Origin of the sequence: Zoogloea sp., assembly GCF_023150065.1 — a bacterium.
Taxonomy (GTDB): Bacteria; Pseudomonadota; Gammaproteobacteria; order Burkholderiales; family Rhodocyclaceae; genus Zoogloea.
On the sequence record NZ_JAKLLN010000018.1, the window covers coordinates 64,787 to 89,559 of the forward strand.

Annotated in this window: 24 protein-coding genes; 18 read left to right on the plus strand and 6 right to left on the minus strand. The window is 66.0% G+C overall.

Translation table 11 applies throughout. The features are described from left to right. Positions 1–15: 15 nt before the first annotated feature. Positions 16–936 (minus strand): histone deacetylase, encoded by a 921-nt coding sequence (locus L6Q67_RS17870; protein ID WP_296572606.1) that lies wholly within the window; start codon positions 934–936, stop codon positions 16–18. 93 nt (positions 937–1,029) lie between these two features. Between L6Q67_RS17870 and L6Q67_RS17875 the strand changes: the two genes are divergently transcribed. The 5 genes from L6Q67_RS17875 to L6Q67_RS17895 all read left to right on the plus strand — a co-directional run bounded on the left by L6Q67_RS17875 (position 1,030) and on the right by L6Q67_RS17895 (position 7,654). Then, positions 1,030–2,202, plus strand: a complete 1,173-nt coding sequence (locus L6Q67_RS17875) for a M20 aminoacylase family protein (protein ID WP_296572609.1) — start codon at positions 1,030–1,032, stop codon at positions 2,200–2,202. 63 nt (positions 2,203–2,265) lie between these two features. Beyond that, on the plus strand, positions 2,266–4,764 hold the full coding sequence (locus tag L6Q67_RS17880) for an FtsX-like permease family protein (protein WP_296572612.1): 2,499 nt from the start codon (positions 2,266–2,268) through the stop codon (positions 4,762–4,764). Between the two features lie 30 nt (positions 4,765–4,794). Continuing rightward, on the plus strand, positions 4,795–6,231 hold the full coding sequence (gene rmuC, locus L6Q67_RS17885) for a DNA recombination protein RmuC (protein WP_296572615.1): 1,437 nt from the start codon (positions 4,795–4,797) through the stop codon (positions 6,229–6,231). Next, a complete protein-coding gene (locus L6Q67_RS17890; protein WP_296572618.1) occupies positions 6,228–6,644 on the plus strand; it encodes a hypothetical protein in 417 nt (138 codons plus the stop codon). Before rmuC ends, L6Q67_RS17890 begins: the two co-directional genes overlap by 4 nt. Further along, positions 6,641–7,654, plus strand: a complete 1,014-nt coding sequence (locus tag L6Q67_RS17895; RefSeq protein ID WP_296572620.1) for a CapA family protein — start codon at positions 6,641–6,643, stop codon at positions 7,652–7,654. The genes L6Q67_RS17890 and L6Q67_RS17895 overlap by 4 nt, the downstream gene beginning before the upstream one ends. On the opposite strand, the gene glp is transcribed toward L6Q67_RS17895, so the two are convergent. The 3 genes from glp to L6Q67_RS17910 form a co-directional block, all read right to left on the minus strand. Then, the gene (gene glp / locus L6Q67_RS17900; protein WP_296572623.1) at positions 7,630–8,877 is read right to left on the minus strand and encodes a gephyrin-like molybdotransferase Glp; all 1,248 of its coding nucleotides are present in this window, start codon (positions 8,875–8,877) and stop codon (positions 7,630–7,632) included. The genes L6Q67_RS17895 and glp overlap by 25 nt on opposite strands. A gap of 103 nt (positions 8,878–8,980) precedes the next feature. Continuing rightward, entirely contained in the window at positions 8,981–9,592 is a 612-nt protein-coding gene (gene xpt, locus L6Q67_RS17905) for a xanthine phosphoribosyltransferase (RefSeq protein WP_296572626.1), read from the minus strand. Positions 9,593–9,660: 68 nt separating this feature from the next. After that, on the minus strand, positions 9,661–10,998 hold the full coding sequence (locus L6Q67_RS17910) for a TAXI family TRAP transporter solute-binding subunit (RefSeq protein ID WP_296572629.1): 1,338 nt from the start codon (positions 10,996–10,998) through the stop codon (positions 9,661–9,663). Between the two features lie 168 nt (positions 10,999–11,166). On the opposite strand from L6Q67_RS17910, the gene L6Q67_RS17915 reads away from it, so the two are divergent. The 6 genes from L6Q67_RS17915 (at position 11,167) to L6Q67_RS17940 (ending at position 14,798) form a co-directional block, all read left to right on the plus strand. Beyond that, entirely contained in the window at positions 11,167–12,141 is a 975-nt protein-coding gene (locus L6Q67_RS17915; protein WP_296572632.1) for a tRNA-dihydrouridine synthase, read from the plus strand. A 9-nt stretch (positions 12,142–12,150) separates the two neighbouring features. Continuing rightward, positions 12,151–12,843 (plus strand): methyltransferase domain-containing protein, encoded by a 693-nt coding sequence (locus L6Q67_RS17920; protein WP_296572635.1) that lies wholly within the window; start codon positions 12,151–12,153, stop codon positions 12,841–12,843. Beyond that, positions 12,843–13,553: a UPF0149 family protein gene (locus L6Q67_RS17925; RefSeq protein WP_296572638.1), complete on the plus strand. Its 711-nt coding sequence runs from the start codon at positions 12,843–12,845 to the stop codon at positions 13,551–13,553. Before L6Q67_RS17920 ends, L6Q67_RS17925 begins: the two co-directional genes overlap by 1 nt. Positions 13,554–13,556: 3 nt before the next feature. Continuing rightward, positions 13,557–13,889 (plus strand): YkgJ family cysteine cluster protein, encoded by a 333-nt coding sequence (locus tag L6Q67_RS17930; RefSeq protein ID WP_296572640.1) that lies wholly within the window; start codon positions 13,557–13,559, stop codon positions 13,887–13,889. A gap of 109 nt (positions 13,890–13,998) precedes the next feature. Further along, positions 13,999–14,484, plus strand: coding sequence for a peptidoglycan-binding protein LysM (lysM, locus tag L6Q67_RS17935; protein WP_296572643.1), 486 nt, complete (start codon positions 13,999–14,001; stop codon positions 14,482–14,484). Positions 14,485–14,579: 95 nt separating this feature from the next. Further along, complete coding sequence (locus L6Q67_RS17940) at positions 14,580–14,798, plus strand: RNA-binding S4 domain-containing protein (protein WP_296572647.1); 219 nt, start codon at positions 14,580–14,582, stop codon at positions 14,796–14,798. Positions 14,799–14,810: 12 nt separating this feature from the next. Here L6Q67_RS17940 and gstA read toward each other — a convergent pair whose 3' ends face one another. Beyond that, positions 14,811–15,419, minus strand: coding sequence for a glutathione transferase GstA (gene gstA, locus L6Q67_RS17945; RefSeq protein WP_296572650.1), 609 nt, complete (start codon positions 15,417–15,419; stop codon positions 14,811–14,813). Between the two features lie 22 nt (positions 15,420–15,441). Next, on the minus strand, positions 15,442–15,864 hold the full coding sequence (locus L6Q67_RS17950; protein ID WP_296572653.1) for a YchJ family metal-binding protein: 423 nt from the start codon (positions 15,862–15,864) through the stop codon (positions 15,442–15,444). 173 nt (positions 15,865–16,037) lie between these two features. On the opposite strand from L6Q67_RS17950, the gene L6Q67_RS17955 reads away from it, so the two are divergent. The 7 genes from L6Q67_RS17955 to L6Q67_RS17985 all read left to right on the plus strand — a co-directional run bounded on the left by L6Q67_RS17955 (position 16,038) and on the right by L6Q67_RS17985 (position 24,769). Next, on the plus strand, positions 16,038–18,584 hold the full coding sequence (locus L6Q67_RS17955; RefSeq protein ID WP_296572656.1) for a HAMP domain-containing sensor histidine kinase: 2,547 nt from the start codon (positions 16,038–16,040) through the stop codon (positions 18,582–18,584). 19 nt (positions 18,585–18,603) lie between these two features. Next, positions 18,604–18,990, plus strand: coding sequence for a response regulator (locus L6Q67_RS17960; RefSeq protein WP_296572659.1), 387 nt, complete (start codon positions 18,604–18,606; stop codon positions 18,988–18,990). Between the two features lie 207 nt (positions 18,991–19,197). After that, complete coding sequence (acnB, locus tag L6Q67_RS17965; protein WP_296572663.1) at positions 19,198–21,795, plus strand: bifunctional aconitate hydratase 2/2-methylisocitrate dehydratase; 2,598 nt, start codon at positions 19,198–19,200, stop codon at positions 21,793–21,795. 415 nt (positions 21,796–22,210) lie between these two features. Beyond that, positions 22,211–22,837, plus strand: coding sequence for an excisionase family DNA-binding protein (locus L6Q67_RS17970; protein WP_296572666.1), 627 nt, complete (start codon positions 22,211–22,213; stop codon positions 22,835–22,837). Beyond that, a complete protein-coding gene (locus L6Q67_RS17975; RefSeq protein WP_296572669.1) occupies positions 22,834–24,045 on the plus strand; it encodes a methyl-accepting chemotaxis protein in 1,212 nt (403 codons plus the stop codon). Before L6Q67_RS17970 ends, L6Q67_RS17975 begins: the two co-directional genes overlap by 4 nt. 10 nt (positions 24,046–24,055) lie before the next feature. Beyond that, a complete protein-coding gene (locus L6Q67_RS17980) occupies positions 24,056–24,424 on the plus strand; it encodes a response regulator (protein WP_296572672.1) in 369 nt (122 codons plus the stop codon). Between the two features lie 30 nt (positions 24,425–24,454). Next, entirely contained in the window at positions 24,455–24,769 is a 315-nt protein-coding gene (locus L6Q67_RS17985) for a lipid asymmetry maintenance protein MlaB (protein ID WP_296572674.1), read from the plus strand. Positions 24,770–24,773: the final 4 nt, after the last annotated feature.

The following is a 24,773-nucleotide window of genomic DNA, read 5'->3' on the forward strand; positions in this document are numbered from 1 at the left end:
GGGGGTGTGCGTCGATTATAGCGACGGAACTTTACGTGCACGGAAGTGGCGCGCGGCGGCGCTCACCGTGTTGGTGTGGATTTCCACCGTGTCATCGATGTTGCGGGCGTAGCCGCCGGCCATGGCGATGGCGATGGGCAGGCCGCGCTGGCGGACCTTGTCGAAGACCAGCTGGTCCCGCTCGGCCAGGCCGGCCTTGGTGAGCTTGAGGCGGCCCAGGCGGTCGTCCTCGTAGGGGTCGGCGCCGGCCAGGTAGATCACCAGATCCGGCTTGCCCCGGGCAAATACCGTACCGAGGGCGGCCTGCAGGGCGGTGAGGTAGGTGTCGTCGCCGGTGCCGTCGGGCAGCTCCACGTCCAGGTCGCTGCTCTCCTTGTCGAAAGGGTAGTTGCGCGCCCCGTGGATGCTGAAGGTGAAGCACTCCGGCCGGCTGGCCAGGATGGCCGCCGTACCGTTGCCCTGGTGCACGTCGCAGTCGATGATGGCGACCCGTTCGACACGGCCTTCGGCGCGCATGGCCAGGGCGGCGATGGCGGCGTCGTTGAACACGCAGAAGCCCTCGCCCCGGTCGCGGAAGGCGTGGTGGGTGCCGCCGGCGAGGTTGGCGGCGCAACCGCCGTCCAGGGCCGCCCGGCAGGCCGCCAGGGTGGCGCCGGCGGAGCGGCGGGAGCGCTCCACCATGGCTTCCGACCAGGGGAAGCCGATGCGCCGGATATCGTTCTTGTCCAGGGTGCCGCGGACAACCCGTTGCACGTAGCCGGCATCGTGGGCACGGAGCAATTCGGTGTCACTGGCTGCATCGGGCACGTGGAAGTCGTCGGTCTCGAACTGGCCAGACCCGAGGAGGCGTTCCCGCAGACGGGCGTATTTCTCCATCGGGAAACGATGCCCCTCGGGGAGGGGCAGGACAAAGTGATCAGCGTAGAAAAGTTTCATTCGGTGAGCCTGCTTCTTGCGGTGGAGCGAGCGCATGGCCCGCTGCTATCATCTTCCCGTCACGGCCGCCGGGGCCGCCTATCGGGACGCATCATGCACCTTCTTGAAAAACTGCGGGCCGATCACGCCGAAATCACCGCTATCCGCCGGGACATTCACGCCCATCCGGAGCTGGCCTTTGAAGAGCACCGCACCGCCGCCATTGTGGCCGAGCGTCTGCGTGCCCTGGGCATTGAAACCCACACAGGAGTGGGCAAGACCGGAGTGGTCGGTGTTCTGCGGGCCGGCAGCAGTGGCCGCAGCATCGGCCTGCGCGCCGACATGGATGCCCTGCCGATCCAGGAGAAGAACGACTTCAACCACCACTCCCGGCACCCCGGCCGGATGCACGCCTGCGGTCACGACGGCCACACGGCCATGCTCCTGGGGGCGGCGGCGCATCTGGCCAGGAACCCGGACTTCGACGGCACCGTGGTCTTCCTGTTTCAGCCGGCGGAGGAGGGGGAGGGCGGGGCCCCGGCGATGATTGCCGACGGGCTCTTCGAGCGTTTTCCCATGGAGGCGGTGTTCGGCCTGCACAACTGGCCCGGCCTGCCCCTGGGCGAGATCGCCGTGCATCGCGGCCCGGTGATGGCCTGCGCCGACCGCTTCGACATCGAGATAAAGGGCCACGGCGCCCACGCCGCCATGCCGCACCAGGGCATCGACCCGGTGCTTGCCGGTGCGGCCCTGGTGCAGGCCCTGCAGTCGGTGGTCAGCCGCAACCGCGACCCCCAGGACGCCGCGGTGCTGTCCGTCACCCAGTTCCATGCCGGAGACGCCTACAACGTGATCCCCGACATTGCCCGCATCTGCGGCACCGTGCGGGCCTTCCGGCCCGAGGTCGAGTCCATGGTCGAGGACACCATGCAGCGCGTCTGTGCCGGGGTGGGCGCTGCCTTCGGTGCCAATGTGAACTTCGAGTACCGGCGCGGCTACCCCCCGACCATCAATACCGTGCCCGAGGCCGAGTTCTGCGCCCGGGTGGCCGCCGAGATCTGCGGCGAAGGCAAGGTGAGCGTCGATCCCAAACCGAGCATGGGCGCGGAGGATTTTGCCTACTTCCTGCAGGAGAAGCCCGGTTGCTACATCTGGCTGGGCAACGGGCCGGGGGAGGGGGGCTGCACCCTGCACAATCCCCACTACGATTTCAACGACGCGGCCATTCCCTTCGGCGTGGCCTACTGGGTGCGTCTGGTGCAGCGCTGGCTGGCAGCCACGGCCTGATCGGGTGACGGGAGATTCCGGCCAGGGCCGGAATCTTTTTGCGGCAGCGCTGCCTGAGACCCCATGAACCAATTCCTGCCCGCACTTTCCCAATCTTTCCGCATGCTGCGCCGCGACCTGCGCGCCGGCGAGCTCAGCCTGCTGGTGGTCGCCCTGATCATTGCCGTCGCCAGCCTGACCAGCGTCGGCTTCTTCACCGACCGGGTGGCCCAGGCCCTGGGGCGAGAAGCCAACCAGCTGCTCGGTGGTGACCTGGTGCTGGTGTCCGACCATGCCCTCGACCCTGCCTATCGGGCCGAGGCCACCCGGCTCGGCCTGAAGGCGGTGGAGTCGAGCACCTTCACCAGCATGGCCAGTACTGCCGAGGGCGCCCAGCTGGCCGGCGTCAAGGTGGTGGAGGATGGCCATCCCCTGCGCGGCAGCATCCGCATCGCTCCCGGCCTGAATCAGCCCGATGCCCCGGCCGCAGGCATTCCGGCGCCCGGCGAGCTGTGGCTGGACGAGCGCCTGGCCAGTGCCCTGGGGGCACGCCCCGGCGACATGGTCGGGCTGGGCGCTTCGCGCCTGCGCATGGCCGCGGTGCTGTCTTTCGAATCCGACCGGGGCGCCAACTTCTTCAGTCTGTTGCCGCGCCTGATCATCAACGCTGCGGATCTGCCGGCCACCGCGCTGATCCAGCCCGGCAGCCGGGCTTTCCATCGTCTGCACCTGGCCGGTGAGACGCGGGACGTGGCGGCCTTCGAGACCTGGGCCAAGGCTCGCCTGAAACGTGGCGAGACACTGGAAACCGTTGATAACGCACGCCCGGAGGTGCGCTCCATCCTCGATCGCACCGAGCGCTTCCTGCGCTTTGCGGCGATGCTGGCCGTGGTGTTGGCGGCGGTGGCGGTGGGCCTGGCCACCCGGCGCTTTGTCGAGCGCCATCTGGACGGATGCGCCGTGATGCGCTGCCTGGGTGCCGGGCAGGCGCAGTTGATGGCCATGTTCATCGGTGAATTTGCCCTGCTCGGCCTGGCGGCCGGGGTGGCGGGGTGTGCCCTGGGTTTTGCGGTGCAGTTCGTGCTCAATGGGCTGTTGGGCGATCTGGTGGGCTTTCCCTTGCCGCCGCCGGGGTTCTGGCCCATTTTGCACGGGCTGGCGGTGTCCATGCTCCTGTTGCTGGGCTTCGCCCTGCCGCCGCTGATCCGCCTCGGTCGGGTGCCCACCCTGCGCGTGCTGCGCCGCGAATGGGACGGCATGGCCGCCCGGGAGGGTGTGGCCTGGGCCATCGGTGCGCTGCTGCTGGCCGGCTTGCTGGTGGGTATCGCCCGGGATTGGCTGCTGGGGGCCTGGGTGGTGGGCGGCTTTGCTTTGGCCTTCGCCCTCTATGCGGCCGTGGGCGGGCTGGTGCTGGCTGCCCTGGGCCGGGTGCGTGGGGTGGCCAGCAGCGGCTGGCGTTATGGCATCGCCTCCCTGCGCCGCCGGCCGGTGGCCAGCCTGGTGCAGGTGCTGGCCCTGGGCATGGGGCTGACGGCGCTGTTGCTGCTGACCCTGGTGCGGGGCGATCTGCTGACCAACTGGCAGCAGGCCACACCTGCCGACGCGCCCAACCGCTTCGTGATCAACATCCAGCCGGACCAGGTGGACCCGGTGCGCCAGTTCTTCCGGGATGCGGGCCGCCCCGAGCCCAGCTTGCAGCCCATGATCCGCGGCCGCCTGGTGGCGGTGAATGGTCGCCCGGTGGGGCCCGACGATTACACCGAGGATCGCGCCCGACGCCTGGTGGACCGGGACTTCAACCTGTCCTTCGACACCCGCCTGCCCGACGGCAACAGCGTTTCTGCCGGGCGCTGGCATGCCTCCGACGCCACCCCTCAGTTCTCGGTGGAGCAGGGCCTGGCCCAGACCCTCGGGCTGGCCATGGGTGACCTGCTGACCTTCGAGATCGCCGGCACCCGCAGTGAGGCGCGCATCACCAGCCTGCGCAAGCTCGACTGGGACTCCATGCGGGTCAACTTCTTCGTCATCGCCGGCAAGGGCATGCTCGAATCCTTCCCGGCGAGCTACATCACCAGCTTCTTCCTGCCCCCGTCAGAGCTGGAGTTTGCCAACCGCATCGTCGCCGCCTTCCCCAACTTCACGGTCATCGACGTGGCAGCCATGCTCGGGCAGGTGCGCGGCATGGTGGAAAAGCTCATCGCCGCCGTGCAGTTCGTCTTCGGCTTTGCGGTGGTGGCAGGAGTGGTGGTGCTCTTCGGGGCGCTGCAGGCGACCCACGACGAGCGCGAGAAGGAGCTCGCCATCCTGCGCACCCTGGGGGCACGCAATGCCCAGCTGCGGTCGGCCCTGCTGGCCGAGTTTGCCATGCTCGGCCTGGTGGCCGGCGTGCTGGCCGGCGTGGGGGCCACCGGCATCGGCTGGGCCCTGGGCCACTTCGTGTTCAAGCTGCCCTATCTGCCCAGCCTGTTGCCCCTGGGCGTCGGGGCCGTGGCCGGCGTGCTGGTGGTGACCCTGGCCGGCTGGCTGGGCACCCGCCATCTGCTCCTCCGGCCACCTCTGGTGAGCCTGCGGGCGCTGAACTAATTTACAGGTAGGGGCGGTATACTCCGGCAGATGAATCCCGAGTCCGCTCCTGTCCTGTCCGCCCTTGTCCCCTGGCTGTTTGCCGCCCTTGCGCTGGTCTTCTCCGGCCTGGTTTACCTTATCTTCAGGCTGCGCCGGCTGGAGCACGGGCGTGAGGCGCTGGCCGATGAACTGGGCGCCCGCCTCGAGAGCCTGTTCGGGCACCAGCAGCTGCACTTCGTGCGTGAGCTGCAGGCCGCCTCCACGACGGCCAGCGATCGGGTGATGGACATGGTGGCGGGCGAGACCGACCGCCTGCGCGAGCGTCTTGAAGGCGGCGAGGCGGCCTCCCGGCATGCCCTCCAGCAGCTCCATCTGGCCTTTGTCGGGCAGCTCGGCAAGCACCAGGAGGGCACCGCCCTGCGCCTGGCAGAGCTGTCCGGGGCCATCGCCGCGGGGCAGGAAAAGCTGCGCAGCGAGATGATGGCCGAAACCCTCAAGACCCTTTCCGAACACGCCCGGGCCGACCGGGAGCTGCTGCAGAACGGGCTCAAGGGCGCCTCCGAGCAGCTCACCCACAGCATCGAAGCCATGAACCGCACCGTTGGCGAGCGGCTGGAAGCCATCACCGGTCATGTGAATCAGCGCCTCGACGAAGGTTTCCGCAAGACCAACGAGACCTTCACCAGCGTCATGGCACGGCTCGCCACCATCGACGAAGCGCAAAAGAAGATTGGCGACCTGACCACCAACGTGGTCAGCCTGCAGGAGCTGCTCGGTGACAAGCGCGCCCGGGGTGCCTTTGGGGAGGTCCAGCTGGAGGCCCTGGTGCGCAACGCCTTGCCGCCGGAGGCCTTCGATTTTCAGTATTCCCTGCCCAACGGCACCCGGGCCGACTGTGTGCTGCGCCTGCCCGAGCCCACCGGCATGGTGGTGGTCGATTCCAAGTTCCCCCTCGAAAACTACCACCGCATGTTCGAGGGTGAGGTGGGCGACCTGGAGCGCCGCGCCGCCCAGACAGCCTTCCGTAACGACGTCAAAAAGCACGTGGATGCGATTGCCGGCAAATACATCGTCCCGGAAGTGACCTCAGACGGCGCGGTGATGTTCATCCCCGCCGAGGCGGTGTTTGCCGAGATCCACGCCTACCACCCCGAAGTGGTCGCCTATGCCATGACGCGCCGGGTGTGGATCGTCTCGCCCACCACCCTGATGGCGGTGCTCAATACCGCCCGGGCGGTGCTCAAGGACGTGGAGACGCGCAAGCAGATCCATGTCATCAAGGACGCCCTGGGCAAGCTGGCCAAGGATTTCAACCGTTTCGACGAACGCATGCAGAAGCTCGCCACCCACATCCGCCAGGCGGGGGAGGATGTGGCCGAGGTGCAGACATCGTCCCGCAAGATCAGCGCCCACTTCCAGCGTATCGAGGCCGCGCAGCTGGATGAGCTCCCCGCGGCCTTGCCCGGTGCAGGAGAGATTCGATGAGCGTGTCATCCCTTCCCCTTCGTGTGCTCGGCATGCTGGCCGGCCTGAGCCTGTCGGCCGTGGCGGGGGCATCCCAGCGCATCGACTGCCATGTGACCTATGGTGGCGAGACGCGGGTCCATAGTGCCCGTCACGTGGACAGCCCCTATGGCGTGGAGGCCGTTGCGGTGGGCAGCTATTTTCTCTTCAAGCTGGTTTTCCAGGCCCGGCCGGCAGACATCGCCGGCGTGCGGATCTACACCTATGTGGATCGGGAGCAGGGCCCGGTGCCCATCCATCAGGCCAGTTATCCCGTGCCCCGGCCGGGTGCCCGCGGCGAGCACGGTTTTACCGGCCTGCAGCGGGTGTATGAGCCGGTGCGCGACAGCGAGCTGGAGTTTTGGTGCGAGCAGCGCCCGGAGGGGCAGCGATGAAGCGGATCAAGGTATTGCTGGGCGTGGGGCTGCTGGCCACCGCCGGTCTGGTGTCGGCGGCCAGTCTTGAGCTGCTCTTTGCGGGGGACATCATGCTCGACGATGGCCCGGGCCGGGCCCTGGCGGCGGGGCGCGATCCGCTGGCGGCCTTTGCCCCCATCCTGGCGCGGGCCGACTACCGCATCGGCAATCTCGAATGTCCGGTTGCCACCAGCGGCGCACCGCTGGCCAACAAGATTTACAGCTTTCGCGCCCACCCCCGGGTGCTGGCGGCCGTGAAGGGGCGCTTCGATGCCATGGCCCTGTCCAACAACCACTCCGGTGATTACGGACAGGAGGGCTTTGTCGAGACCATGCGCCACCTGGAGACCGCCGGCATCCGCTACTTTGGCGGCGGAAACAACCTGGCGGCCGCCCATGAACCCCTGTGGATCGAGCGCAAGGGCCTGCGTATCGCGGTGCTGGGCTACAACGAGTTCAAGCCCCGCTCCTTCGAGGCCGGCGCCAGCCGCCCGGGCATTGCCTGGAGCGAGGACAGCCAGGTGTTGTCCGACATCCGCGCTGCCCGCAGGGCTGGCGCCGATCTGGTGATCCCCTTCATGCACTGGGGCTGGGAGCGGGAACCCGCACCATCGGCGCGGCAGCGTCAGTTGGCCCGTCGCATGATCGACGCGGGAGCCGCCGCGGTGGTCGGCGGCCACCCCCATGTCACCCAGGGAGCCGAGATCTACAAGGGGCGGCCGATCATCTACAGCCTGGGCAACTTTGTCTTCGACGGTTTCGAGCTGCCCGCGGCCCGGGTGGGCTGGCTGCTCAATCTGAGCCTGGACCGGCAAGGCGTGGCAGCGTGGCATACCGTGGAGGCCCGCATCGACGAGGAGGGCCTGCCCTCACCGGCAGAGCTGGCAAAGACCCCCTGCGGCAAGCGGGGCGACAGGCTGCCCCGGCTGTGCCGGGCAGGTGTGCCGGTCGACGATCTAGCGCCTCAGACCAGCCCGTCGAACAACTGAACGTCCACCGTATCGCCCGGGGCCACGTCGCCCCGGTCTTCGTTGAGAACGATGAAGCAGTTGGCCTCCGACATGGAGCGCAGCACGCCGGACCCCTGGCTTGCTGCTGAACGCACCTTCCAGGTGCCGTCCTCAATGAAGATCCGCCCGCGCAGGTATTCCCGGCGGCCGGCGAGCTTGCGGATCGGCGTGGTGCACGGTACCGGCACCAGGGGCCGCTGGGGCAGGGGGTCGAGACCGGAGAGCTTGAGCAGCGCGTCCATCACGAACTGGTAGTAAGTCACCATCACCGCCACCGGATTGCCGGGCAGACCGAACATCCATGCGCTGCCAATGCGGCCGAAGGCCATGGGCCGGCCGGGTTTGATGTCGATCTTCCAGAAGCTCACCTCGCCGAGTCGTCCCATCAGCTCGCGGATGAAGTCCGCCTCGCCCACCGAGACGCCGCCGGTGGTGAGCACCACGTCGGACGCGGCGGCAGCGTCGCGGAAGGCGGCTTCCAGCGCCTCGGGCCGGTCTGGGATGACCCCCATGTCCAGCAGCTCGCAGCCCAGCCGGGTCAGGGCGCCATGCAGGGTGTAGCGATTGGAGTCGTAGACCTCGCCGGGCGCGAGGGGGCGGCCGATGCTGGCGAGTTCATCACCGGTGGAAAAGAAGGCGACCCGCAGGCGCCGGGCCACGCTGACCTCGGCAAGCCCGAGCGAGGCAACCAGACCCAGCTCGGCCGGGCCCATCAGCTTGCCACGGGGGAGGGCGACAGCGCCCTCGGCCAGATCCTCGCCGGCGCGGCGGACATTCTGGCCGCGGCGGATGCCGCCGGGCGCGATCACGCGATCACCCTCGATGCGCACCACCTCCTGAACCACGATGGTGTCAGCGCCCATCGGCATGACGCCGCCGGTCATGATGCGCACCGCCTGCCCCTTGCCGACGATGCCCGAGAAACCCCGGCCGGCGAAGGCCGTGCCGACCACCTGCAGGGATGACTCGGCGTCGGGCGAGAGGTCGTCGGCACGCACGGCGTAACCGTCCATGGCTGAGTTGTCGTGGGCCGGGACATTGATAGGGGCTACGACGGCTTCGGCGAGAACGCGGCCCAGCGCAGATCGGATCGCGATACGTTCCGAACCGTCGATGGGGTCAATTCTGTCAAGAATGCAGCGACGAGCGTCGTCCACCGAAAGTGATGGGTGCCGGGGGGCACTGCGAGTCTCCAAACTCATGTCACGACTCCGGGGTAAAGCGCGGTAAATAACACAGATGAGCTTGGCTGAGCATTGACGTGCGATATCGGGCGCATGCGCGCTCCCGGGTGAGGTGCCCGCTTCAGGTTTCGCGGGGCTGGGTCAGGATGGCCCGGTCGTGCTCCAGGCGTTCCACCTGGGCCAGCGTGGAGACGGGGACCTGCAGCGCCTCGATGTGGTCGCGCCCCTGCTTGAAGCGCTTCTCCACCACAAAGCCGGCCCCCATCACCTCGGCCCCGGCCTCCCGGGCCATCTCGATCAGGGCGGTGGCGGTGCGGCCGTTGGCGAGGAAGTCATCGACGATGACGATGCGCTGGCCCGGTTTGATGTAGCGGGTGGACAGCACCAGACGGGTTTCACCGCCCTTGGTCGGGGAGGGGATGATGCGCGAGATCGACGGCGCTTCGACCTGGGGAGAATATTTCTTGGCGTAAACCAGGGGCACGTTGAGGGTCTTGGCGACGATCAGCGCCGGGGCGATGCCGCTGGCCTCGGCCGTGAGGATGATGTTGGGCTGGAAGAAGGACAGGCGCCGGGCCAGCTCGTGGGCCAGCTCGAAAATGAAACCGGGCTCGATGCGGTGATTGAGAAAGTGGTCGATGCGCAGGATTTCGCCGCGCTCGACGGTGGCTTCGGTCTCGATACGGCGGACCAGGGGGGCGTAGGGGGCGGTGAGATCGAGGTGCGGGCTCATGGGGGTTCAGGATTGTTGGGGGGCCGGATCGGAACAGGGCCCGAAACCGGATTGTAACGATTGGACGCTCAGCTGCCCGTGGCAGTTTCCGCGAGCGTGCGCAGGCGGCCGCGCACCAGGGCGATGTGCTCGCGCAGCGTATAGAGCTCGTTGCTGAAGGCCAGGGGCAGCTTGCGGTGGGTGGCGTGCTCTTCGATGCGGTCGAGTCGGGCGAGAAAACCGGCCACCTGGGCCGCAGAAGGGGGCGTGGGGTCGCGGTCGATCTCGGCTTCCAGGAACTTCAGCTCGCCATACCAGCGATACACCCGGGAGCGCATGCGCCAGTTGTAGAGCGCCGGCAGCACCCGGGAGAGGGGGATCACCACTGCGATCAGGGGCAGCAGCATCACGAACAGGCGGTCGATCAGCACGGCCAGCCAGAAGGGCAGGTAGCGCTGCAGGAAAGGCGGGCCGCTCTCGTAGAAACGCTGGGCGGAGGGGTGCAGGGGCAGGGCATGGTCGAGGGGTTTCGGAAAGGCGTTGGCTGCCTGGAGCAGCCCCGGGGCACTGTGGATCTCCCGGGCGTGCTTGAGCAGCAGGGTGACGATGGCGGGGTGGATGTCGGCCTTCACCACCAGATTGGCTGTGGCCGAGACCAGCTGGATGTCACGCGGGGGGTGATCGGTACGGATGTCGATGGCACCGCGGGGCAGGGTGACCTTGTCCAGATGCGGGAAGTGGCGCCCGTAACCGTCGGCCTGGGCAAAGTTGAGCAGCTTGATGCCCTCGGTATGGAGCAGGGCATTGACCACCGGCGCCTGGGGCGCGCCCACCACGAAGAAGGCGTCCACCTCCCCGCGCTTGAGGGCGTCCACGGCGTCCATGCCGCCAATGGCGCGCAGATTGGGGTCATTGGTGACGAAGCCGTTGGCAGCGAGCAGCTGCAGGGCGAAGAGCTGCGCCCCGCTGCCGGGCAGGCCCACGGCGATGCGCCGCCCCCGGAGCTGGGCGACCCGGTCCAGGTCGGCATTGCCGCGGTGAAAGACCCACACGGGCTCCAGGTACATGCTGCCCAGGGTGGCGAGATCCTCCGATTCCGGTTCGTTGGCGATGCCGCCCTGGATGAAGCCCACGTCCACGCTGTCGTCGGTCTTCAGGCGGCGGAGGTTCTCGACGGCACCGGAGGAGGGGCGCAGCTCCACCTCGATCCCGTCCTGGGCCAGCTTCTCCCGGTAACGTTCCCCGAAGTAGTGGTAGGCCCCGCCCGCTGCGCCGGTGCTCATGACGATCTTTTTCGGGGCCGCCGGGCGCACGAACTGCCAAGCCAGGGCGAAGGCGACAATGATCAGGACCAGCGCCGGCAGGGCCAGGATCAGCAGGTCGCGGCGGTTCGGGGCGTCGCTTGAAGTGCGGGTTGGACGGCGCATGGCGCGGGAGTCTCCGGCGGATCCAGGGTGAATTCGGGGCGGTTGGGGGGCAGGGGGCAGATATTACCGCCGGGCATCCCGCTGCGGCGCAAAGTCCTTTGTTGCAGGGCCATACTGCGTTACATTGCGCGCCCGGCCAGGCCTTGAATGGAAAAGGTTTTTCCCCACATGACGCGCCTCATCCTCGCTCCGATGGAAGGCCTTGCGGACGACGTGCTCCGCGAGGTGCTGACCCGCGTCGAGGCATACGACCATGCAGTGACCGAGTTCGTGCGGGTCTCCGGCACGGTGCTGCCCCTGCGGGCCTTCACCCGCCTGTCCCCCGAATTGCGCAACGGTAGCGCCACCTCCAGCGGCACGCGGGTGCGGGTGCAGCTGCTGGGCTCGGACCCGGCCTGCATGGCCGACAACGCCGCCCAGCTGGTGCGCCTGGCCCCTGCTGGCGTGGATCTGAACTTCGGCTGCCCGGCCCCCACCGTCAATCGGCACCGGGGCGGAGCGGCCCTGCTCGATGAGCCGGAGCTGCTGTACGCCATCGCCTGCGCCGTGCGCAAGGCCGTGCCCGCGCATCTTCCCTTCACGGCCAAGATGCGCCTGGGCGTCACCGATACCGGGCGTGCCCTGGACTGCGGGCGTGCCCTGGCCGAGGGCGGGGTGGATGGCCTGGTGGTGCATGCCCGCACCAAGACCGACGGCTATCGCCCTCCGGCCCACTGGGAGTGGGTGGGGCGCATTGCCGATGTGGTGGCGGTGCCGGTGGTGGCCAACGGAGAGGTGTGGAACGAGGATGACTGGCGACGCTGCCGCGCAGTGAGCGGGGCAAGCGACGTGATGCTCGGCCGCGGCGCGGTGGCCGATCCCTTCCTGGCGCGGCGCATCCGTGCCGGCACTGGCGAGCCCCCCCGGCGGGACGCGGAGTGGGCCGAGCTGCAGCCCCTCATCGGCGAATTCTGGCGGCGGGTGCTGCTCAAGATGGAAGCGCGCCATGCACCCGGCCGCCTGAAGCAATGGCTCAACCTGCTGCGGCGCAATTTTGTCGCCGCCGAGCAGCTCTACCTGGCTGTGCGGCCGGAGCGGGAGGTGGAGCGGGTCAGCCAGGTGCTCGGCGCCCACGGCATACCGGTGCTCCGGGCGGCCGCGTAGAATTGCCGGATGTACGCCAACTCCAAGATACCCGAGAGCGCCCAGCCGGGCGTTCATGAGCAGCTCAAGGCGCAGGTGGCCAAGCACGCCAGCTGTACGTTCCGCAAACCCTGTCTCGACTACAACAAGGCCGCCTTCGAGGCCAGCCTGGCCGGATGGGATGGCCATGCGCCCCTCATCCTCGACGCCGGCTGCGGGGTGGGGCACAGCACCATCCAGCTGGCCCGGGCGTTCCCCGACCACTGGGTCATCGGTGTCGATCAGTCGGAAGACCGCCTGAGCCGCAAGAAGCCCTATCCCGACGCCCTCATGCCGCGCAACATGGTTTTCGTGCGCGCCGACCTGGTGGACTACTGGCGCCTGATGGCCGAGGCCGGCATCCGCCTGGCCCGTCATTACATCCTCTACCCCAACCCGTGGCCGAAGATCGGCCACCTGGGGCGACGCTGGCATGCGCATCCGGTGTTTCCCTATGTGCCCCAGCTGGGCGGCCGCCTTGAGTGCCGCAGCAACTGGAACATCTACGTGGAAGAGTTTGCCCTGGCTTTGGGCTGGCTGACGGGGCGCACCGTCGAGACAGGCAGTTTCGAGGCGCCGTCGCCCCTCACCCCTTTCGAACGCAAATACCGGGATTCCGGCCAGACCCTTTACCGGTGTGTGGTGGAGCTCGACCCCCAAACGAACCTTGAGGAAACCCCCTGATGAACGCCCCCCAATACGTCCCGCTCTCCGACGAAGAGCTGGAGCAGCTCGAAGAACTGCTGGTTTCCGACGATGTGCCCGCCGATTGCATGAACCTGGAGATGCTCGACGGCTACCTGGCGGCCATCGTCACCTCGCCGCTGCCCATCCCCGTGGAAAACTGGTTGCCCGCCGTATGGACCGCCGACGAGGGCGAAGTGGGTTTCGGTTCCGGCGCAACCCTGCAGAAGGCCATCGAGCTGGTGCTGCGTTATTACAACGAGCTGGTCCTCACCATCGGCGACGCGGAAGGTGACGAAGACGGCGAGGCCGAAGGCTGGCAGCCCTTCTGCTACGCCCAGGGCGGTGACGAGGACCCGGCCATCGGCGAAGAGTGGGGGACCGGCTTCGAGCAGGGCTTTGAAATGTGGCCGTCCGAGTGGCCGGACAAGGTGGGTGACACCACCATCGCCGAGGCCTTGCTGGAAACCATTCTCGGCCCCGAGGACGAGGTGGCGGCCCCCGCCGAGCTTGAGGCCCAGCTGGCCGCCCTTGAGGAGAAGGGGATCGCTGTGCAGCATCTCTTCCAGGCCTGGCGTGCCCTTGGCCTGCCTGCGCCGGAACCCCTCGCGGTGGGGGCTGCCACCGCAGCGACGGGCGGCCCGGGGCGCAACGAGCCTTGCCCCTGCGGCAGCGGCAAGAAGTACAAGAAGTGCTGCGGGGCCAACTGATCCGTGGCTGACCCCTGCCTGAGTTGCGGCGCCTGCTGCGCCAGCTTCCGGGTGGACTTCCACGTCGCAGACCTGGAAACCACGCCCGGGGGCTGCGTGCCGGTGGCCCTGACCGTACCCGTCACCGCCACCCTGGTGCGCATGCGCGGCACCGATGACGGCCCGCCGCGCTGCATCGCCCTGGCCGGGGAGGTCGGCCGGCAGGCGGCGTGCTCGATCTACGAGAATCGTCCCGGCCCGTGCCGGGACTTTGCACCCTTCGCAGCGCTGGGGATCGGCGATGAAGGCTGCGCCCGGGCCCGTCGTCGCCATGGCCTGATGCCGCTGGGGGAGTGACATAGTTCCGGCTGGCTCCGTTTCGCGACAGTTAGACACAAAATCTTGATGCCATTGTCAGTGCGAGGGGCTAGGCTGTACCTCCCCCAACCAACACAAGGAGCACTTCATGGGTTTGCTGAGTTTTGTGCGTGAAGCCGGAGAGAAGCTTTTCGGCCGCAAGGATGTGGAACAGGCCCAGGCCGTCAGTGCCCAGGACAAGCTCGCGGAGCTGAACCAGAAGGCCGCGGCCTCCATCACCGCCTACATCGCCGCCCAGGGTTTCGATACCAGCGGCCTGTCGGTGGCCTTTGACGGCGCCAGCAGCACGGTGTCGGTGGCGGGCGTGGTGGCCGATCAGGCAACCCGCGAGAAGGTGCTCCTGTGCTGCGGCAACGTGGATGGCGTGGAGCATGTGAACGACGGCCTCACCGTCACCAACCCCGAGCCCGAAGCCCAGTTCCATACCGTCGTGCGTGGCGACACCCTGTCGGCGATTGCCAAGACCTACTACGGCAACGCCAATTCCTACATGAAGATCTTCGAGGCCAACAAGCCCATGCTGGGTCACCCGGACAAGATCTATCCGGGCCAGAAGCTGCGCATTCCTGCCTGATCGGTGTAGGCGCTTTCCGGATTGGCGGATGGTGTCGGCTCTGACACAATCCGCCCTTCCCGCAGTATTACTGCAACATTCCGGAGCCCGTCACCATGACCATCCGTTTCCCCGTTGAAGGCGAATTCATCCAGCTCGATCAGCTCCTGAAGGCCGTAGGCCTGTGCGGATCGGGGGGTGAAGCCAAGCAGCGTGTGGCGGACGGGGATGTGCAGGTGGATGGGGAGATCGAGAACCGCAAGCGGGCCAAGCTGCGCCCGGGCCAGCGGGTCGATTTTGCCGGGGAAACCATCGAGCTTGTGGCCGAAGGCTGACCCCGGCAGCACTCAGCGCTTCAGGCCTTCCGCTTCCAGTGCAGCCTGCACACTGGGCCGCGCCCCCACCCGTTCCTGGTAGGTACGCAGAGCGGGCCACGGGGACAGATCAACGCCCACCAGCCCGGCCCAGGACAGCACCGTAAACAAGTAGGCATCCGCCACCGAGAAATTCTCACCGATGAGGTAGGGCCGGCTTTCGAGCGCCTGGGCGGCAATCGTCAGGCGGCGGGTGAGGTTGGCCCGGGCGGCTTCCTTCGTGTCGTCAGATGCGGCGGGGTTGAAGAGGGGGCTGAAGTTCTTGTGCAGCTCGGTGCCGATGAAGTTCAGCCACTCCTGCACCCGTGCCCGCTCCAGGGTTCCACAGGGCGGAGCCAGATGGCTTTGCGGCGCCTGGTCGGCCAGATACTGGACGATCGCCGGGCCCTCCGTAAGCACTTCGCCATTGCCGAGGTCCAGGGCCGGCACATAGCCCTTGGGGTTGATGGTGGTGTAGTCGACCCCCGATGCGGTCTGCCGGTTGCGCAGGTTAACCTTCTCGAGCGTGAAATCAAAACCGGCCTCCCGCAGCACGATATGCGGGGACAGGGAACATGCACCGGGCGAAAAATAGAGTTTCATCCTTGTTCTTCCTCCTTGGGGTTTACTTCGGGTGGATGTCGCCATCCGTATAGAGCCAGTGTCCGTCCTCCAGGGCGAAACGACTGGTTTCATGCAGCCGGTATGCCCGCCCGCCGATCTTGTAGCGTGCCACAAACTCGACCGTGGCGTGGGTGGCGTCGACGCTGCAGCAGGCCTTGATGGCAAGGCCCAGCCACTTTGTCGCCGCATCCTCGTCAAGGTTCAGTGATTCCGGTCGATGCGCCGGATGCCAGGTGGCCTGGAGGTAGTCCTCACGACCCTGCGTGTAGGCGGTGTAACGCGAGCGCATCAGGGCTTCGGCGGTGGGGGCCGGCAGTCCTTCGTCAAGGTAGCGGCCGCAGCAGCGGGTGTAGTCGGCGGAAGCGCCGCAGGGGCAGGGGCTGGGGGAGGACATCGTGGGGCAGGCGAGGCGAGGGGCGCCCATTTTCGGTCTTCCGGATCGGTTCGGGCAAGCTGCAGGCCGATACCCCTTGAGAATCCGGGTGACTGGCCGATAAGTGTCGGGCAAGTCCCCGGCCTGTTGGCTGTGGATGCGCGTCGAATCACTCAATTTGCGGTCCGATGCCCGGAAGGTGCGGACCGGCCAAGGACGGAGCCATGGGACTCAAGCACTGGATGGGCGGCATTCGCGGCAAGCTGATCGGGATCTTCGTGGTCATCAAGGTGGTTCCCTTGCTCCTCCTGGCCATACTGGCCTGGAGCATGGCCCAGAAGCTCGGCGAAACCGTAAGTGGCCAGGCCGGTGCGATGGCCGAGTCCATGCTTGCGACCATCAAGGAGGTGGGTGACGAGGCGACCGGTGATGCCATCAAGGCTCTTGATGACCGGGCCCGGGAGGGCATCGAGCGCCTGACCACTGATACGGCCCGGGCGGTCGCTTCCTTTCTTTATGATCGTGACTCGGATGTGCTCCAGGCCGCCCAGGTAGAGCCCGCGGAGGCGGCTTACAAGGCCTTTCTGCTGCATCGCACCCGCATGCTCTACCGCCACGGCGCCTGGAAGCTCTCGGAAGACCAGAAGCGCTGGGAGCCCGCCGCACCGGAGGCCTGGGACGAGGCGCTGGCCGCCGACCCCGCGCAGGCCCAGGCCGACAACGCCAAGGCCTTCAGTGCCCGCCCGCCCGAGTATGTCGGCCACGGTGAAAAGCGGCCGCTGTTTATCGAGATGAGTTTTGTCGATCTGCAGGGGCGTGAGAAGGTGAAGGTCACCCAGGGTGATCTGACCTCACGCGAGCTGCGGGACGTGAGCCGCCCCGCGGAAACCTTCCTCAAGGCCGAGCGCTACTGGCCGGCCCTGCGCAAGCTGAAGCCCGGCGAGATCTACGTCTCGGAGGTCATCGGGGCGTACGTGGGCAGCCGGGTGATCGGCCCCTACCTGCCGGCCAGTGCCGAGAAGGCAGGGATAGAGTTCAAGCCGGAGGAGTCGGCCTATGCGGGCACGGAAAACCCGGTCGGCAGGCCCTTCCGCGCCATTGTCCGCTGGGCCACGCCGGTAGTGCGCGGCGGGGCCGTGGTGGGCTACGTGACCCTGGCCCTGGATCATGATCACATCCGCCAGTTCACCGACCGCATCAGCCCCACCGACACGCGCTACACCCCGATCAACGACGCCATCGTCGGCAATTACGCCTTCATGTGGGATCACCGCAGCCGGGCCATCTCCCATCCCCGTGACTACTTCATTCCCGGCTACGACCCGGCCACCGGCGATCCGGTGACCCCGTGGCTGGATCAGTCCCTTTACGAGGCATGGCAGGCATCGGGCAAGTCATCACGGGAGTTCCTCGAGACGGCGCCCGCCTTCGACAACCAGTCCCTCAAGAAAAAGCCCGCCGGCGCGCTGGTGAAAGCCGGTACGGTGGCCCTCGATTGCCGCTACCTCAACTTCTCGCCCCAGTGCGCGGGCTGGAACCAGCTTACCGAGAAGGGCGGCTCCGGCTCCTTTGTGATCTTTTTTTCCGGACTCTGGAAGCTGACCACCGCGGCGGCCATACCCTATTACACCGGTCAGTACGGTGAGTCCCGCCGGGGCTTCGGCTTCGTGACGATCGGCGCCAACGTGGATGACTTCCACCGGGCCGCCACCGAATCCGCAAAACGCATCGGCCTGACCATCGCCGAGCGGGACAAGACCTTCCAGGGGCAACGCGCGGGCCTGCTCGAGGCCATTGAACACAACCTGGCCCAGACCGCTGCGGCCCTGAGCCTGTCCACCATCCTGATGGTGGTGCTGGTGATCGTCGTGGCCATCTGGATGGCCCAGTTCATCACCCGCCGCATCACCAACATGATCCATGGCCTCGGCCGCTTCCAGGAGGGCGACCTGTCCCACCGGCTGGAGGTCAAGTCGGATGATGAGATGGGGCAGCTGGCACGCTCGTTCAACAGCATGGCCGACGAGGTTCAGCTGTCGTTCAAGCGCTCGGAGGAGGCGAGAGCCCGGGCCGAAGAGGCCAACAAGCTCAAGTCGGACTTCCTGGCCAACATGTCCCATGAGCTGCGCACACCGCTCAACGGCATCCTCGGCTATTCGGAACTGCTCCAGCTCGATCTGGCCGACCCCGAACAGCAGGAGTTTGCCGCCACGATCCACAGCTCGGGCCAGCACCTGCTGGACATCGTCAACGACCTGCTCGACCTGGCCAAGATCGAGGCCGGGCGGATCGAGCTGAAGTGGCAGGCCCAGGATGTGGCCAGCCTGGCAACCGAGATCGTCAATACCCATCGTGCCCACGCCCTGGCCAAAGGATTGACCCTGGAGCTGACGATGGCGGAGGGGATTCCCGCCAGCATCGACATGGATGTGCAGCGGGTGCGCCAGATTCTCAACAATCTCTTGAACAACGCGATCAAGTTCACTGACAATGGTGGGATTGGCGTAAATGTCCGGCAGGAAGGCAACCGGCTGGCTTTCGCCGTGTCAGACAGCGGGCGGGGGATTCCCGCCGAGGCGCATGAGCACATTTTCGAGAAATTCCGTCAATTGGACCAATTCGTGACCCGAGAGCAGGGAGGCACCGGCCTTGGTCTGGCCCTTGCCAGGGAACTCGCTCACATGCTGTCTGGCGATCTGATCGTCGAGTCCCGCGTGGGCGAAGGCTCAACCTTCACCCTTTTCCTCCCGGTTGATGGGCAACCTAGTTGAAACATCAGACTTCCATTCCATGAGCGACTCCTCTGCAGTTAAAAAACGGGTGCTCGTCGTTGACGACAACGCCATCAACCGTCGCCTGGCCGTCGCCTTCGTGACCCGGCTGGGCATGAGCTCGGAAGAGGCCGAGGACGGCCCGACCGCCCTGGCCCGACTGTCCGCCGAGCGTTTCGACATCGTCCTGCTCGACATCAGCATGCCCGGCATGTCCGGCGAGGAAGTGCTCGCCCGGCTGCGGGCGGACGTCAAGTTCAATGGCCTGCGTGTCATCGCCTATACTGCCCATGCACTTCCCGAAGAAAAGCAGAGCCTCGTCGAGGCCGGCTTCGACGATCTCCTGATCAAGCCGATCAATCTGAAGGCTGTCGAAAGCGTGCTGGCCGACTACCTCAAGTCCTGAGGGGCGGGGGACGTCGGGTTTGCGGGATTTATGGATTGTGCAGGCGCACAATCCGCACAGAAATAAAATATAATATATATAAGACTTGGCGCTGCCACATCAGAACAAGGTGCCAGTCCATTCGGGAGAGGCGCTCCGGGCCCGGAACGGCCGGTCGCGCACGTCAGCTAACCTGTCATGTAACCACCGTCTAGGAAGGATCTACCCATGCTTGAAGCCTACCGCCAGCATGTTGCCGAGCGCGCAGCCCTCGGTATCCCGCCGCTGCCCCTGTCGAAGCAGCAAACCCAAGCTCTGGTCGAACTGCTCCAGAACCCGCCGGCCGGCGAAGAAGGCTTCCTGGTTGAGCTGCTGACCTACCGTGTCCCCGCCGGTGTCGATGATGCAGCCAAGGTGAAGGCCGAGTTCCTGGCCAAGGTTGCCAAGGGTGAAGTGGCCTGTGGGCTGGTGTCCAAGGTCAAGGCGACCGAACTGCTGGGCACCATGCTCGGCGGCTACAACGTCAAGCCCCTGATCGACCTGCTCGCCGATGGCGAAGCCGGTGCCGCTGCGGCCGAAGGCCTCAAGAAGACCCTGCTGGTGTTCGACTTCTTCCATGACGTCAAGGAACTCGCCGACAAGGGCAATGCCAACGCCAAGGCCGTGCTGCAGTCCTGGGCCGACGGCGAATGGTTCACTTCCCGTCCGGCTGTCCCGGCTTCCCAGAAGCTGACCGTCTTCAAGGTCACCGGCGAAACCAACACCGACGACCTGTCGCCCGCTCCGGACGCCTGGTCCCGCCCCGACATCCCGCTGCACGCGCTGGCCATGCTCAAGAACCCCCGTCCGGGCATCGAGCCTGACGAGGCGGGCACCCGTGGCCCCCTGAAGCAACTCGAAGCGCTGGCCGCCAAGGGCAACCTGATCGCCTACGTCGGCGATGTGGTCGGTACCGGCTCCTCCCGCAAGTCCGCCACCAACTCCGTGCTGTGGTTCACCGGCGAAGACATCCCCTTCGTCCCGAACAAGCGCTTTGGCGGCGTGTGCCTGGGCTCCAAGATCGCCCCGATCTTCTTCAACACCATGGAAGATGCCGGTGCCCTGCCGATCGAAATCGATGCCGGCCAGATGGACATGGGCGACGAGATCGAACTGAAGGTGGACGAAGCCTCCGGCAAGGTCACCGCCCTCAAGAACGGCGCCGTGATCGCCGAATCCCAGCTCAAGACCCTCGTCATCCTCGACGAAGTCCGCGCTGGCGGCCGCATCCCCCTGATCATCGGCCGTGGCCTGACCACCAAGGCCCGTGAAGCCCTGGGTCTGGCCCCGTCCACCCTGTTCCGCCTGCCGCAGAACCCGGCCGACGCCGGCACCGGCTACTCCCTGGCCCAGAAGATGGTCGGCCGCGCCTGTGGCCTGCCCGAAGGCAAGGGCGTGCTGCCCGGCACCTACTGCGAGCCCAAGATGACCACCGTCGGCTCCCAGGACACCACCGGCCCGATGACCCGCGACGAGCTGAAGGATCTGGCCTGCCTCGGCTTCTCCGCCGACCTGGTGATGCAGTCCTTCTGCCACACTGCCGCCTACCCGAAGCTGGTGGACGTGAAGATGCACCGCGAGCTGCCGTCCTTCATCTCCACCCGTGGCGGCGTGTCCCTGCGCCCGGGCGACGGCGTGATCCACTCCTGGCTGAACCGTCTGCTGCTGCCCGACACCGTCGGCACCGGCGGCGACTCCCACACCCGCTTCCCGATCGGCATCTCCTTCCCGGCCGGCTCCGGCCTGGTGGCTTTTGCCGCTGCCACCGGCGTGATGCCGCTGGACATGCCGGAATCCGTGCTGGTGCGCTTCAAGGGCCAGATGCAACCCGGTATCACCCTGCGTGACCTGGTCAATGCCATCCCCCTGTACGCCATCAAGGCCGGCCTGCTGACCGTCGAGAAGAAGGGCAAGAAGAACGTCTTCTCCGGCCGCATCCTCGAAATCGAAGGTCTGCCCGATCTGAAGGTGGAACAAGCCTTCGAACTCTCCGATGCCGCCGCCGAGCGCTCTGCCGCCGCCTGCGCGATCGCCCTGAACAAGGATCCGATCGTCGAGTACATGCGCTCCAACATCACCCTGATGAAGTGGATGATCGCCGAAGGCTACGAGGATGCCCGCACCCTCAAGCGCCGCATCAAGGCCATGGAAGACTGGATCGCCAACGGCACCCTGCTGCAGGGTGACGCCAACGCCCAGTACGCCGCCGTGATCGAGATCGACCTGGCTGAAGTCACCGAGCCGATCCTGGCCTGCCCGAACGACCCGGATGATGTGAAGGTGCTGTCCGAAGTCGCCGGCGACAAGATCGACGAAGTCTTCATCGGCTCCTGCATGACCAACATCGGCCACTTCCGTGCTGCCGGCAAGGTGCTGGAAGGCAAGTCCGACATCCCGACCCGTCTGTGGATTGCCCCGCCGACGAAGATGGATGCGCTGATCCTGACCGAAGAAGGCTACTACGGCGTCCTCGGCAAGTCCGGCGCCCGCATGGAAATGCCCGGCTGCTCCCTGTGCATGGGCAACCAGGCCCAGATCCGCAAGGGCTCCACCGCCATCTCCACCTCCACCCGTAACTTCCCGAACCGTCTGGGCATCGACACTCGTGTCTACCTGGGCTCCGCCGAACTGGCCGCCATGTGCGCCCTGGCTGGCCGGATCGTGACCAAGGAGGAGTACATGGAGCAGATCAAGGTGGTGAATGCCAAGGCTGCCGAGATCTACCGCTACATGAACTTCGACCAGATCCCCGCCTTCACTGAAGTGGCGGATACCGTCGAAATGTAAGCGCTGCCGTGCTCCGGCTGGATGAAAATCCGGCCGCGCCAAAAAAAGCCCCTGACCGGAAGCCGGTCAGGGGCTTTTTTTTGCTCTGCATTCCTGAGAACAGGTAAGCGACGACCACTGAGCAAAAAAACGATAAAAACGATAAAAACAACTTTCGCTTTCATCGATTGATTCTGCTCGGATTGTGCTTCGGTCTTTCGTTTTGATCTTTAAAATACATTTTTTTGTAGAAATAAAGTTATAAAAAACAATGTATTAAGTTCATTTTGATAAGAGCAAGGTAGTCCTTGTGTAGGTAAAAAATGTCCTTTGGGTGTAAGAAAAGCCCTTACTCGAGGAGATAAAAACATTAAATATAAAAAATAATAAATAAATCATCAATAATGATAATATCGCTAAAAATTGATCCTGCACCATGACTGAGACCAAGACATCCCGAACCTGCTCCACCCGAGAAGCTGCGCAGCAGCTTGGGGTGAGTGTGCGTACCGCCCAGCTGTGGGTCGAGGAAGGGCGCCTGAACGCCTGGAAGACGCCCGGCGGACATCGTCGGATCCTGGTCGAGTCGGTGGCGCGTCTGCTGGGTGAGCAGCGGCGTGCCAGCAGCGGTGTGGGTGCAGAGCCTTTCCAGGTTCTGGTTGTGCGCGAAAGCGAGCCGGATCGGCGGGCTTTGCAGGCAGCGCTGGCGGCCTTGCTGCCGGATTGCCAGGTATCTGCGGCCGAAGACGGCTTCGAAGGACTGATCCGCATTGGCGAGCGGGCGCCCGAGGTGCTGATCATCGATCTCGTGGTGACCGGGCTGGATCTTGTTCGGCTGGTACGCGCCTTGAGAGGGGCGGGGCGAGGCGGGGCGATGTTGATCGTGGTGCTGGTGGCCTCCGACGCCGATCGCTTGGGACTGAGGAGCCACCTGCCTGATGAAGTGGTGATTGTGGCCACCCCGGTGGATGGCACTGAGCTGGCCGCGCTGGTCAGGGTTTTTCTGCGCAACTGGCGCAGGCACGAGGAAATGGGCAGTGACAGACATGAGGGGGCGAGATGAGTAAAGGCATGGAATGGCAGGCTGCCGCGCCGATGGATGATCTGTCTGGCGGCGGGGTGCCTTGGGCCTGGATCGTCCTTGGGGGCGCGACGGCGGCACTGGTGCTCGCCGTGGGCGGCTTTCAGCCGCTGGTCATTGGTCTGGCACTGCTCCAGTGGGGAGTGACTGCGGGTCTGGGTCTGACTTTCGAGCGCGGCCATCAGCGGGCGCTCCGCGAGCAGCGCCGGCAACTGGCGGATCAGGCACATGCGGCGAGCCTGGCGAGCCTGCATGTACCGGGGCTGGACGGTCTGTGCGAACAGGTGCTGCCGGTCTGGGGCAGGCAGATCCATGTATCCCGCGCACAGACCGAAGACGCCATCACGGCGCTGTCATCACGCTTTGCCGCGATATCCCAGCGTATCGGGTCGGCCCTGGATGCGTCGCGGGGTGCGGCGGGCGACGACCTTGCCGGTCTCCTCAATGCGACCGAGAAGGAACTCGACGAGATTGTCAGCGCCCTGCACGAAGCCTTGTCCCACAAGGAGGTGCTGCTGGCGCATGTGGCGGACCTGGGCAGCATCACCGCCACCCTGGAGGACATGGCGGGGCAGGTGGGTGATGTCGCCAAGCAGACCAATCTGCTCGCTCTCAATGCAGCCATCGAGGCCGCCCGGGCCGGAGAGGCCGGGCGGGGTTTTGCGGTGGTTGCCGACGAGGTCCGGAAGTTGTCCACCGCGTCCGGTGAAATGGGCCGGCGCATCGGCGACACCGTGAGGTCGGTCACCGGTGCGATCAGTGAAACCCTGGACGTGTCGCACCGCTATGCCCGCGACGATCAGGCTCTGGTGTCTGCTTCGAGCCAGCGGATCAGTGAGGTGGTTCGGCGCCTGCGCAGTGCCGCGGGGGGGCTGGTGGATGCTTCACGCCTGATAACCGACGAGGGCCACGCCCTGGCCGGGGAGATCGCGGAGGTGCTGGTCTCCCTGCAGTTCCAGGATCGGGTGAGCCAGGTGTTGACCCATGTTGCCGACGACATGGGGCGCCTCGAATCGCGGCTTGGGTCCGCGCTGGGTGAGGTCCGGGCAGGGTTCGAGCCGGAAGCGCTGGACGCTTCGACCTGGATGATCGAGATGAGTCAGGCCTACACCACCCCCGAACAACATTCCCTGCATCGGGGAAACGGAGGCAGCAATGCTCCGGATTCCGCAGGCATCACTTTCTTCTGAGGAAAACGACATGGGAAAGACCATCCTGATCGTGGATGACTCCACCTCCTTGCGCCAGGTTGTAGGCATTGCCCTGAAGGGGGCCGGTTACGACGTGATCGAAGGATGCGACGGCCGTGACGCGCTGACCAAGCTTGACGGCCGCAAGATCCACCTGATCATCAGCGACGTGAACATGCCGAACATGGACGGCATCAGCTTCGTGAAGGCGCTCAAGCAGATCCCGGCCTACAAATTCACCCCGGTGATCATGCTGACCACCGAGGCCGGCGACGACAAGAAACGGGAAGGCCAGGCCGCAGGTGCCAAAGCGTGGGTGGTCAAGCCCTTCCAACCGCCGCAGATGCTCACTGCGGTAGCCAAGCTGATCCTGCCCTGATCACGTCTGCGCCCCAACGAGGAGACAAACATGAATGCATCCGATCAATGCAATCTCGGCACGAGCCGCGTGGTGATTGCCGGTGAAATGACGATCTACACCGCCAGGGACTGGCGCGATCGCTTGCTGGTGGCCATGAGCGCCCCCGGCGATGTGGAGCTGGATCTGTCCGGTGTCAGCGACATCGATGCCGCGGGCATCCAGCTGCTGGTTTCCCTGCGCGTGGAGGCGGCAGCTGCCGATCGCAATCTGCGTCTGTTTGACGTGAGTGCGCGGGTCCGTGAGGCACTGACCTTCTGCCGCCTGACAGACTTCTTCAGCACTGCGCCTCTGGCGCAGGCCTGAGCCG